Origin of the sequence: Alsobacter ponti (assembly GCF_024294805.1) — a bacterium.
GTDB classification, from domain to species: domain Bacteria; phylum Pseudomonadota; class Alphaproteobacteria; order Rhizobiales; family Beijerinckiaceae; genus Alsobacter; species Alsobacter ponti.
The window spans coordinates 278,759-290,600 of sequence record NZ_JANCLU010000004.1; the positions used below are offsets into that span (position 1 = coordinate 278,759).

The 11,842-nt window shown below is 70.9% G+C and carries 9 protein-coding genes; 4 read left to right on the forward strand and 5 right to left on the reverse strand.

Annotation, left to right across the window (positions count from 1 at the left end; all coding sequences use genetic code 11):
* Positions 1-18 precede the first annotated feature (18 nt).
* Together NK718_RS06440 and recR are read left to right on the forward strand one after the other, a co-directional pair.
* The gene (locus NK718_RS06440) at positions 19-339 is read left to right on the forward strand and encodes a YbaB/EbfC family nucleoid-associated protein (protein WP_254739751.1); all 321 of its coding nucleotides are present in this window, start codon (positions 19-21) and stop codon (positions 337-339) included.
* 7 nt (positions 340-346) lie between these two features.
* Complete coding sequence (gene recR, locus NK718_RS06445; protein WP_254739753.1) at positions 347-949, forward strand: recombination mediator RecR; 603 nt, start codon at positions 347-349, stop codon at positions 947-949.
* 19 nt (positions 950-968) lie between these two features.
* On the opposite strand, the gene NK718_RS06450 is transcribed toward recR, so the two are convergent.
* From NK718_RS06450 to NK718_RS06470, 5 genes are all read right to left on the reverse strand, one after another.
* A complete protein-coding gene (locus tag NK718_RS06450; protein WP_254739755.1) occupies positions 969-3,173 on the reverse strand; it encodes a CHASE2 domain-containing protein in 2,205 nt (734 codons plus the stop codon).
* A gap of 57 nt (positions 3,174-3,230) precedes the next feature.
* Positions 3,231-4,433 carry a FecR family protein gene (locus NK718_RS22065; protein WP_371877230.1) on the reverse strand — a complete coding sequence of 401 codons (1,203 nt, stop codon included), beginning with the start codon at positions 4,431-4,433 and terminating at the stop codon, positions 3,231-3,233.
* A gap of 470 nt (positions 4,434-4,903) precedes the next feature.
* A complete protein-coding gene (locus NK718_RS06460) occupies positions 4,904-5,785 on the reverse strand; it encodes a DMT family transporter (protein WP_254739757.1) in 882 nt (293 codons plus the stop codon).
* 49 nt (positions 5,786-5,834) lie between these two features.
* Positions 5,835-8,462 (reverse strand): magnesium-translocating P-type ATPase, encoded by a 2,628-nt coding sequence (gene mgtA / locus NK718_RS06465; protein WP_254739759.1) that lies wholly within the window; start codon positions 8,460-8,462, stop codon positions 5,835-5,837.
* A 341-nt stretch (positions 8,463-8,803) separates the two neighbouring features.
* Positions 8,804-10,006 carry an MFS transporter gene (locus tag NK718_RS06470; RefSeq protein WP_254739761.1) on the reverse strand — a complete coding sequence of 401 codons (1,203 nt, stop codon included), beginning with the start codon at positions 10,004-10,006 and terminating at the stop codon, positions 8,804-8,806.
* 194 nt (positions 10,007-10,200) lie between these two features.
* Between NK718_RS06470 and NK718_RS06475 the strand changes: the two genes are divergently transcribed.
* On the forward strand, positions 10,201-10,497 hold the full coding sequence (locus NK718_RS06475; RefSeq protein WP_254739763.1) for a hypothetical protein: 297 nt from the start codon (positions 10,201-10,203) through the stop codon (positions 10,495-10,497).
* Positions 10,498-10,698: 201 nt separating this feature from the next.
* Positions 10,699-11,169 carry a Ros/MucR family transcriptional regulator gene (locus NK718_RS06480; protein WP_254739765.1) on the forward strand — a complete coding sequence of 157 codons (471 nt, stop codon included), beginning with the start codon at positions 10,699-10,701 and terminating at the stop codon, positions 11,167-11,169.
* The last annotated feature ends 673 nt before the right edge of the window (positions 11,170-11,842 follow it).

Consider the following 11,842-nt stretch of genomic DNA (forward strand, 5'->3'; position numbering starts at 1 on the left):
GGACGATTGGAGATCCCTATGAAGGACATCATGGGCATGATGAAGAAGGTCCAGGAGATGCAGGCCAGGATGGCCGCGCTCCAGGACGAGCTCGAGTCCATGGAGGTCGAGGGCGCGGCCGGCGGCGGCATGGTCAAGGTGACGATGACGGCCAAGGGCGCGGTCAAGGGCGTCGCCATCGACGACAGCCTGATGAAGGTCGACGAGAAGGACATCCTGGAGGATCTGCTGGCCGCCGCCGTCAACGACGCGCGCGGCAAGGCCGATCGCGTGGCGCAGGACAAGATGTCGTCGATCACCGCCGGTCTGCCGATTCCGCCCGGGATGAAGCTGTTCTGAGCGGACCATGGCGTCCGTTACCGGCCCTGAGATCGAGCGGCTGATCCAGCTCCTGGCGCGCCTGCCGGGGCTCGGCCCCCGCTCGGCCCGCCGGGCGGCGCTGCACCTCATCAAAAGGCGGGAGCAGTTGCTGGCCCCGCTGGCCGAGGCCATGCGCGTGGCCAACGAGACGGTGCGCGTGTGCTCGTCCTGCGGCAATGTCGACACCAGCGATCCCTGCACGATCTGCCGCGACCCGCGCCGCGACGAGTCGATCCTGGTGGTCGTCGAGGACGTGTCGGATCTCTGGGCGCTGGAGCGGGCCGGGGTGGTCAATGCCCGCTACCACGTGCTGGGCGGCGTGCTGTCGGCGCTCGACGGGGTGGGGCCGTCCGACCTCAACCTCGACCGGCTGCTCGCGCGCGTCACCGACAGCCCGGTGAAGGAGGTTATCCTGGCGCTCAACGCCACGGTCGACGGGCAGACCACCGCGCATTACGTAACGGACCTGCTGGCCCCCACCGGCGTCGCCGTGTCGCGGCTCGCCCATGGCGTGCCGGTGGGCGGCGAGCTGGACTATCTCGACGAGGGCACGCTGGCGGCGGCCCTGCGCTCGCGCACGCGCGGCTGACTCCGCCTCTGGCGCCGCGTCAGGCGTTGGCGACGCGCAGTTCCGGCCGCGCCGCCGGTTCGGGCGCCAGGCGCTCGCGGCACTTTTCGTAGAACAGGTCGAGCATCGGGAAATCGCGGCTCGCGATGCGCGCGCACGCGACGAGGCGGCGCTCGATTTCGTCGACGTCGCCCGTCTCGCTGGCGCGCACCAGGCCGGCATGCTCGCGCGCCAGCTGGTGGAAGGCGTCGCCCTGCGCGACCGCCTCGTCGCCGACCAGGATGAACATCCGGGTCTGCTCGTGCCGGCCACGCAGTTCCACCTCGCCCGCTTCCAGCCAGGCGAAGGCGGGGACCTCGGAATGCACGGTCTCGGTGACGAGGCAGTCGACGCCGAGCTCCTTCGTGAGCCCCTGGACGCGGGCCGAGACGTTCACGGCGTCTCCCACCACCGAGTAGTTGAAGTGGTGCTCCGAGCCCATGTTGCCGACACAGGCGCTGCCCCGGTTGATGCCGATGCCGATGCGGATGTTGGGGCTGGCGTAGCCCTTGCGATGCAGGCCGAAGGCGTCGCTCGCGTTCAGTTCGGCCAGCCGGTCGCGCAGGCGCAGCGAGGCCAGGCAGGCGAGCTTGGCGTGGTCGGGCACGTCCAGCGGCGCGTTCCAGAACGCCATGATGGAGTCGCCGATATACTTGTCGATGGTGCCGGCCTGGTCGACGATCACCTCGCTGAGCTGACCGAGCACGCGGTTGAGGAATTCGATCAGCTCGGTCGGCGACAGGGTTTCGCTGAGCGAGGTGAAGCTGCGGATGTCGAGGAACAGGATGGTGAGGTCGCGCTCCTCGCCGCCCAGCCGCAGCGCCTGCGGGTTCTCCTCCAGGCGCGCCAGGATGGCGGGCGAGACGTAGCGGCCGAAGGCCCGGCGCACGAACCGCTTGTCGCGGTCCGTCACCAGGTAGCGGAAGCTGGTCAGCGAGAAGTGCAGCACCAGCGACGATCCCAGCGCGAACACCGGGTCGATCAGCAGGCCGAAGGCGCTGAACGCGAACCAGGAGCCGGCGCACAGGCCCAGCGCCAGCAGCCCGCCGAGCCCCAGCGCCAGCATCGGCCCGCCCAGCGTCACCGCGACGGCGACCGATATGCCGAACACGACGACCAGCAGGGTCTCCAGCGGGTCCACCCAGTCCGGACGCAGCAGGAACTTGCCGCTCAGCGCCTGTTCGAGCACCTGGGCGTGCACCGAGACGCCGGGCACGGTTTCGCCCAGCGGCGTGGTGCGCACGTCGAGAAGGCCCACCGCCGACGTGCCGATGAAGACGATGCTGTTCTCGACGAGCGGGCGCAGCGACTCGTCGGGCGGGTCCTGCAGGAACCGCGCGATCGAGACGTAGCGCTCTGGCGTCTCGCGCGTGAAATAGACCCGGAATTCGCCGCGCGCCGTCGTCGGCGCCTCGACGTCCCCGGCGCGCACCGAGAGGGCGGCCGCCGGCTCGCTCGGCGTTGAGCGCACCAGCAGCGTGTCGACGCCCTGCGCGACGCGCAGCGCCTCCAGCGCGAGGCTCGGATAGACGCGCTGGCCGTCGCTCCAGATCAGCGGCACCTGACGCACGATGCCCTGGTTGTCCTGCGGCGAGATCGAGATGGCGCCGAGCCCGGCGGCGCTCTCGTCCAGCGCGGGCAGATTGTCCACGGCGGCCCCGAACCCGACGATGGAACGGGCCGGGTCGAGGCCGGTGAAGGCGAGCCCGCCCTTTTTGGGCGGCCGCGTCGCGTTCTCCCCGGGCAGGATGCCGAAGCCGAGGACGACATTGCTGCCCTCGATCGCCTTGGCGAACACCGCGTCGTTATCGGGCAGCTTGCTTTGCAGGGCGTCGGCGACGGCCGGGCCCACCACGTCGCGCACCTCCGGTCGCGCGCCGAGGGAAGCCGGCGACAGCCGGTCGGGTTCGGCCAACACCATGTCGAACGCCACCGAGGCGGCGCCCATTTCGCGCAGCCGCGTGACGATCTTGGCGAGGGCGTCGCGCGGCCACGGCCATTGGCCGACCGTCGCCAGCGACGCCTCGTCGATGTCCAGAATGCGGATGGGCAGCGGCTCGTAGGCGCGCGGCTGGAGACGCTGGTACTGGTCGAACAGCAGTTCGCGCGCGATCCGCGCCGGCATCGGGTCGGCGACGCGCAGGCCCGCGCACAGGCCGACGAAGATCGCGCCGACCGCGAGCGCGGAGATGTGCAGGCGGTTCATGCCCGGCGCGTCAAGACGAACCCGCAGCCCGGCCGCTCGCGGCCGGGCGCGCCGGGATCAGTTGCGGCCATTGCCGTTGCCGTTGCCGCCCGCGTTGCCGTTTCCGTTGCCGCCGGCGTTGCCGTTGCCATTGCCGCGGCCTCCACCGTTTCCGCCGCCGTTGCCAACGCCGCCGTTGCCGCCATTGCCGCCGTCGCTCGCCGCGGCGGAGCTGCCGCCCGACCTGCCGCCGCCATTGCCGCCGGCGCCGCCGGTGCCGCCGCCGGAACCGCCGCCGCCGATCGTATCGAGGCTGAAGCTCGTCGTCGTGATGGCCTGGCCACCGCCGCCGCCACCGCCGACGCCGCCCCGGCCCTTGACTCCGTCATTGCCGAAATTGCCGCCGCCGGGCGTCTCGCCGGCCTTGCCCACGGGCTTGCCGTTGCCGGGGTTGGCCGGCAGGGCCGGCGGGGGAGGCGGAGGCGGGGGCGGTTCCACCGGCGGAGGCGGCGGGGGCGGCGGCGGGCGCACGGCCGCGACGGCCTGAGGAGGCGGTGGTGGGATCGGCTTGCCTTCGAGCACGGCCCGCTGGTCCGAGCACGAGGAGGTCTGCGCCCGGAAGTCCTGGCGGACCGTGGCGTTCTGGTTGCTGATGTAGGGGAAGTCCGCCTTCAGACGCCGGTCGCGGTCTTCCATCGAGGTGATCTGGCGCGGCGAGCCGCCGCGCGGGATCTCGATCATGCTGCAGGCCTGCGTCGCCTCGATGCAGGAGCCCGCGCCGCAAATGGTCGCCGCGCCGCTGAGCAGCACGAACTGCGTCTGGCCGTTAGGGCGGACGTTGAGGTCGAATTCCGTGCCGCGGATGCCGATCGTCGCCGTCGGCGTCTTGATGGCGTAGGACGGCTTGGGGCTGTCGCCGGTGATGAACCGGAAGGTGCCGCGCAGCGCGTTGATCGAGAACCGGCTGACCGTGTTGGTGCTGGCGCTCTGGAGCAGATACTGCTCGAGCATCAGGCTGGAGCCCGGCCCGACCACCAGCCTCGTCTCGTCGCTGAAGAGTAGCTGGGCCTGGCCGACAGGTCCCGTCTGGATTCGGTCGCCCATGTACACGGGCTGCATCGCCACGACGTTGCGAACGTTGCCCCCGCGCGCGGCGGCGACGTCCGGAAGCACCTCGACGGCGCGCCCGCTCACGTCCTGCGCCTGGACCGCCGTTCCCGCCAGCCCGAGGAAGACCGCGCCCAGCAGTCCGGCGCGCAGCCTGTGCCCACTCCCGCTCACAGACCCACTCCGTTTTAATCGTTAATGATGTGTTTAATTAACACATGAGTAACAATTTGCCGAGTCACGGATTGAGTAGTTGTGCGGGCGCGCACGCTTGATGCTCAAGGGAAATTCCGGCGGATGCGACCCGCAGCTTAACCATATTCGCGAATTCCGGGACAAAAGCGGGGCTGGTCGCGGGCTATAGGGGGATGCGGGCTCCAACCACCGACGGCGGACTTTGGCCATGCGTCCCAGGATCGGCGAAGCGCCGTCGCATGCGGCGTGGAACGGCGCGCGGGGGACGTTCCCCCGGAGCTCCAGGCGGCTCGCCCCCAAGGCGCATTGCTGCATTGCAAAATCGTATGTTGCAATGCAGCATGAAAGGATTCAGTGTGCGGTCTGCCCTCCTAGGGCGTTTCCTCCCTTGACTTGGGCCGCGGGACATCTGTCCGGCGGCCCCTTTCTTTTCCGGCCGCCGCGCGGCCCTAGGAGGAGCGGAAACGGCCCGGAGCGAGCCCGAGCACCAGCGCGCAGCCCAGCACCACGCACGCCGCGCCGGCGAGCTGCATCGCCGAGATCGGCTCGTCGAGCGCCAGCGCGCCGACCAGCACGGCGACGAGGGTGACGGCGAACTCCACGCTGATCGCCCTGGTCGCGCCGATGGTGGCCACCAGCCGGAAATAGAGCGTGTAGGTGAGCGCGCTCATCAGGCAGCCGGCGATCAGCAGATAGAGATAGTCGACCGGACGTGGCCAGCCCGGAACGGGAACGAGCGCCAGCAGGGGAAGCGTCATCGCCCCGCCGAACAGGAAGGCGGCGATGGTCACCTCCCACGCCCCCACCTTGCGCAGCGCGCGGCTGGCGTAGACGCTGCCGAACGCCGCCGAGAACGAGGCGGCGAGCCCGCACAGGCACCCGAGCAGGAAGGTCCAGCTCGGCTCGACGGGCGGAAAGCCCACCAGCATCACGATGCCCAGCAGGCCGAAGCCGAGCCCGACCAGCCGCGCCGGCGTCATGCGCTCCAGACCCCAGGCCTGCGCGATCACCATCGAGAAGAGCGGGATCGAGGCGACCAGGATGGCCGCCATCGCGGTGCCGATGCGCGGCGTCGCGTAGTTGAGGCCGATCAGCTGCCCGGCGACCGTCGTCGCCCCCACGGTCGCGTATTGACGCCAGCGCGCCCCGCCGAAGCTGAGCCGCCGGCGCGTCAGGGCGGCGACGATGAGCAGCGTCGCCCCGGCCACGAAGGCGCGGAAGCTGACCGCGCCGACAAAGCCGAACGCGGCGACGATGCGCAGGATCACCAGAAAGGACAGGCCCCAGATCAACGCCAGGGCGACGAAGGCGGACAGGTCTCTGGGCGACACGCGGTGGACTCCCCGGGCGCGGGGGTGCGCGAAGCCCGGCCCGCGTCCGCTACAATTGTTTCCGGCCTGCGTCCAGCCGGGTCCGCTCGTGCGGCCGCCTCGTGGGGTGGCGGGGGCCGAAGCCGACCCGCTTCAGCGCCTCGGCGCAGGCGAGGTAGAGCGCCACCAGCCCGACAATGCAGGCCAGCACCGCGCCGGGCAGCGGCTCGAAGCCGACGAGCCGGCCGAGCGGCGTCATCGCCACCCCGAGCGCCACGGCGAGCGCCCCGAGCGAGGTGACCACCAGCACGCGGTGCGGCCGGCTGGTCCAGAACGGCAGCGAGGTGCGGATAAGGAACACGACGAGCAGCTGCGTCGCCATCGATTCCACGAACCAGGCGGTCCTGAACGTCTCCACCGGCGCGTCGAACACGAAGGTCAGCGCCAGGAACGTGGCGATGTCGAACACCGACGAGAGCGGCCCCATCACCAGCGCGAAGCGCCACACCTCCGGCATGCTCCAGTCGTGCGGGCGGGCGATCTCCTGCTCGTCGACCGCGTCGAACGACACGCCGGTCTCGCTGATGTCGTAGAGCAGGTCGTTGAGCAGCACCTGCACCGGCGTCAGCGGCAGAAACGGCAGGAACAGCGAGGCGAGCGCCATCGAGATCATGTTGCCGAAGTTCGACGAGGTGCCCATGCGGACATACTTCATGATGTTGGCGTAGGTGCGCCGCCCCTCGATGACGCCGTCGGCGATGACGCCGAGATCGTGCTCCAGCAGGATCAGGTCGGCGGCGGCGCGCGCCACGTCGGACGCGCCGTCGACGGACAGCCCGGCGTCCGCCGCCTTGATGGCCGGCGCGTCGTTGATGCCGTCCCCGATGAACCCCACCGTGTGGCCGCTGGCGCGCAGCGCGCGCACGATGCGGGCCTTCTGCTCGGGCGTGACGCGCGCGAACAGGTCCACGTGCGCCACCCGCCCGGCGAGCGCCACGTCCGTCAGCGTCTCGACCTCCGCGCCGGTGATCAGCCGGTGCGCCTTCAGGCCGAGCGCCTCGACAATGTGGCGCAACACCGGGGCGGTGTCGCCCGAAATGATCTTGATGCGCACGCCGGCGCGCTCCAGCCGCGCGATGGCCACGGCGGCGGACGGCTTGGGCGGATCCACGAACACGCAGAAGCCGGCGAATGTCAGGTCTGTCTCGTCCTCGGCGTCCGCCGACGCCTGGTCGGCCGGCATGGCGCGCCAGGCGATGCCGAGGCAGCGCAGCCCCTGCGCGGCCTGCTCCTGCTGGAAGGCGTCCAGCCGCGCGCGCAACGCCGCGTCGAGCGGCGCCAGCCCGCCGCCCGCCTGCTCCACCCGCGTGGCGCGCTCGATGATGGTCTCGGGCGCGCCCTTCACCACCAACAGCCTGTCGCCGCCATGGGCGGCCAGCACCGAGACGCGGCGCCGTTCGAAGTCGAACGGCGCGTCGGCCACGGCGCTCCAGCCCGTCAGGTCGACGGCCTCGCCGCTCTCGAGGATGGCGTCGTCGAGCGGGCTGCGGATGCCGCTCTCGAAGCGGCTGTTGAGCGTGGCGAGCTCCAGCACGCGGCCGGAGGTCGCGCCGACGGCGTCCACGTGCGCGACGAGCGAGATGCGCGCCTGCGTCAGCGTGCCCGTCTTGTCGGCGCACAGCACGTCCATCGCCCCGAGGTCGTGGATGGCCGACAGGCGCTTGACGATGACCTTGCGCCGGGCGAGGCGCAGCGCGCCGCGCGACAGCGTCACCGTCATCACCATCGGCAGCAGGCCGGGCGTGAGCCCGATGGCGAGCGCCACGGCGAACAGGAACGCCTCCATCGCCGGCCGCCCGAGCGCCAGGTTGGCCAGCAGCACGAGCAGCAGCAGGAACGTCGTCATGCGCACGATCAGCATGCCGAGGCCGTGCAGCCCGCGCTCGAAGGCGGTGGGCGGCTGGCTCGCCTCCAGCGCCGCCGCGATGCCGCCGAAGCGCGTCCGCGCGCCGGTCGCCACCACCAGCATCGTCGCCTCGCCCGCCACCATCGCCGTGCCGCCGAACAGCGCGTTGAAGGCGTCGGCCGGCAGCACGGATGCGCAGACGCCCGGCCGCTTCTCGACCGGGAAGGCCTCGCCGGTGAGGATGGCCTCGTCGGAGTGCGCGCCGCGCGCCTCCAGCACCACGCCATCGGCCGGCACGAGGTCGCCGGCGCGCAGGGCGACGATGTCGCCGGGGACCACCCCCTCCACCGGGACCCCCGCCAGCGCGCCGTCGCGCCGGACGCGCGCCTGGACGCCGACAGAGCGCTTCAGCGCGTCGGCGACGCCCTCGGCGCGATGCTCCTGGCTGACGTCCAGCGTCGTCGAGATGGCGATGATCGCGACGATGATGACGAAGCTGGCGTGATCGCCCAACGCCGCCGACACCAGCGCCGCGACGATGAGGATGGCGATCAGCGGCTCGGCGACCCGCCGGACGATTTTGGCGATCAGCCGCCGGCGGATCGGCTCCTGCACGACGTTGCGGCCGAACTCGGTGAGCCGCCGCTCGGCTTCGGCCGACGTCAGCCCCTCGAGGCTCGCGCCCGCCGCGGCCAGCAGCGCCGGCGCGGGCTGCCGCCAGAACGGCTCGTCAGTCGCCGCCGCGGCGGCCGGACCGGCCGGCGGAGAGGAGAGCGACGGAGGTGTCGACATGAATCTCGACTCGATGAAGCATGAGCTTGATGCCGGGCAATCGTCGAACGCAAGAAGACTCGCGCGCGATTGTCGGAAGACGGAAGCAGATACAACATAACGAATCTGTATATTGACCGTGACCTACGCGGATTCAATCATGAAGTTGCTCGGTTCGCGGGTCATGGCTTCCACCCTGTTGCAACAGCGAGCCCAGCCTCCCCTCGGTCGTGACAGCCCACCGGGGGTTTGGAACACATCGCCCCGGGTCGCGCGGCGCGGCATCCCCCTCAGGAACGCGCCGCCGCCTCCCGTTTTCGTTCCCCCTTCGTCGTCTCCGATCTAGCGCAGCCGTCGCGGTGCTATGGCCTGCCGGCGCGCAGCGTCGCGCTGACGCGCCACAGCACGCCGACGAGCGCCAGGCTTGCGAACGCCGCCGCCACCAGCGCCCATAGCAGCACGTCGCCCCCGAAACGCTCCATCGCCAGCGCCGACAGGGCGGGGGCGGCGGCCTGCGCCAGCAGGGCGGGCATCGCCAGCCGTCCCATCAGCCGCGCGTACTGGCCCGGGCCGAACAGGCTGAGCGGAAGCGTGCCGCGCGCGATCGAATAGACGCCGTTGCCCGCTCCGAACAACGCCAGCGCGAGGGCGGCCAGCGGCGTCGCGGCGGCGAGCAGCAGGAGGCCGAGCGCGGCCAGCGCCACCGCCGTCGTCATGGTCCAGATCGGATGATAGTGGCGCGCCAGCCCGCCCTCCACCAGCCGCGCGCCGACCTGCGCCGGGCCGAACAGCGCCCCCAGCGCGACCGCCTGGTCGAGGCTCATGCCCCGCCCTTGCAGGAGGTTGATCAAATGCACCAGCAGGGCCGTCGGCACGACGGCGAACACGGTGAGCAGCGCCGCCAGGCACAGGAACACCGTGAGGTGATCGCGGGGCGCTTGCGAGGGAGCGGTCGCGGCCGGCGCCTCGCCGGCGGCGACGCCCGGCGTCGCGGCGGGACGCGCCGGCAGCGCCGGCACCAGCCAGGCGTACAGCGGCAGAGCCACGACGAGGTGCAGGACGGCGTAGACGGCGCAGGCGCCTCGCCAGCCCAGCTCCGCCCCAAGCCAGGCGCTGAGCGGCCAGCACACCGTGCTGGCGAAGCCGCCGAACACCGTGACGGTGGTGATTCCGCTGCGGGCGTCTCGTCCGTAGAGCCGTCCCAGCGTGCTGAACGCCGCGTCGTAGAGGCCGGAACCCATGCCCGTGCCGATCAAAAGCCACGCGGCGAGCCAGAGCGGCAGGGTGGGCGCGAGCGACAGCGCCACCAGCCCTGCCGCGAACAGCACGGAGCTGGCCATCAGCACGGGGCGGCCGCCCCGCCGATCGATGATGCGGCCGATGCGCGGCGCGACGAGGCCCGCGCCGAGCAAGCCCAGCGACGAACCGCTCATCACCCAGCCGAGGCTCCAGCCCGTGTCGGCCGCGATGCGCCCGCCGAGCGGCCCGGTGAGGTAGTAGGTCGAGCCGAAGGCCAGCACCTGGGTGAGCCCCAGCACGCAGGCGGCGCGCGTGATGGGCGTCATGGTGGAGGCGATCCGGGAGCCGCCATGCGGGTCTCCTGCCCGGTGCGGGCGACGGGAAAGGACAGCACCGTCATAATCTGATCCGCGCGATTCGGGGTGGCGCGCGCGGCGCGGCCGCGCAAGGGGCCGCGATTGACGGAACTGGCGGGCTGGCGTCAACGTTGCCGTCCGATACGGTCCCGGAGATGAAGCCGATGAAGCCTGTCCTGTTCAGCTGCGCCGCCGCGCTCGCCCTCGCCGGGTGCATGCCGCAAACGCGGACCGTGTACGAGCCGCAGCCGGCGGTCGCCATGGCGCAGCTGGGCGACAACGTGCTGTGGGCGCGCACCGACGGCCGGCGCATGGCCACCGATCCCGCCTTGCGCGCGCAGGGCGAGGCCGACAAGGCGCGTTGCGAGGAGGAGGCGACGACGAGCGGCGTGCTGCAGTGGCGAGCCTTCGCGTCGTGCATGAACCGCGCCGGCTACGTGGAGATGCGCCAGCCGGGCTGAGGCCCGCCCGATCCTGATTCGCTCCCGCCCGGGATGCAGGTTCAGGTTGTGTTGCGGGCTTATTCTACCTCCCTGAGTAGTATCGTTCGACCAAATTCGCTATTCCGCCGTACGTATTCGGTGGTATCGTGAGTTGGCGCTAGTCAAGACTTACTTGCTGGCGTAAGGATTGACGGTCTTATTCGGTGGGGAGAAGGTCACTTGGACGACAAGTCTATTTCGGGCGGACTGGTAGAGCACGCCGCGACGATCGTGGCTGCCTACGTCAGCAATAATTCGATCCCGGCCTCGGGGATTGCTGCCCTGATCGCGTCCGTCCACTCGGCCCTGAACAGCGTGGCGACCGCGCAGGACCCGCATAACGGCCCGGCGGCGAAGCCGGCGCCCCCGGTTCCGATCCGCAAGTCCGTCACGCCTGACTACCTGGTGAGCCTCGAGGACGGCCAGCGCTACAAGTCGCTGAAGCGTCATCTGGCCGGCCGCGGGCTGACGCCCGAGCAATATCGCGAGAAATGGGGCCTGCCGTCGAACTATCCGATGGTCGCGCCCAATTACGCGAAGCAACGCTCGGAACTCGCCAAGGCCGCCGGGCTCGGCAAGATCAGGGTCAGCCCCAGCGCGGCAAAGACTGCCGCCGCCAAGCCGCGCGCCGCGAAGGCCCCCAAGGCCTAGAGACACGCGGGGGCAAAGCCCGGCCGGCGATCCGGCGACGCGAGCGCCGACGCCGCCAACGTCAGAAAGGCGAATGCCGTTCGACGGTTTCCGGACTCTCGCCGCGAAGCTGAGAAAGAGTGCGCCATTCGCTGAGCCCCGAAGCGATGGCGCAAAGAGCGGACGGCGTCCGCCCGGCTCCGAATCTCGCAGAGGGCAGCGCCAAGGGCGGGCTTCCGCCCGCCCGTCCCCGGAACCCCGCAGCGACAGCGCAAAGGGCGGACGCCAGTCCGCCCGTCCCAGAACCCCGCAGCGAAAGCGCCAAGGGCGGGCTTCCGCCCGCCCCGTTCCCGGAACCCCGCAGCGTAGCGGAGGGGTATCCGGGAGCCAGCGCATGGATGCTGCCGCGAAGCGGCGCTCAATGGAAAAGGCCATCAGGACGCGCTGGCGCGCGACATATTGCGCTGGGCCCCGGGCCTGCCTCCGCCAAGGCTCCGGCATCCCGGGGACGGGCGGGCCGGAGGCCCGCAGCCCGACTGACGGAAGCCAGCCCGCCACCCCGTTCCCGAAACCCGGGGGCGACAGCAATGGGTTTCGGCGACCTCTGCTCAAGTCGAGCTTGACATTCGCAGGAATTTATGCCTATATGGCTCTCGTCCTCACCCGAGGAAGGGGCGTCTGCAGCGTGGCCGAT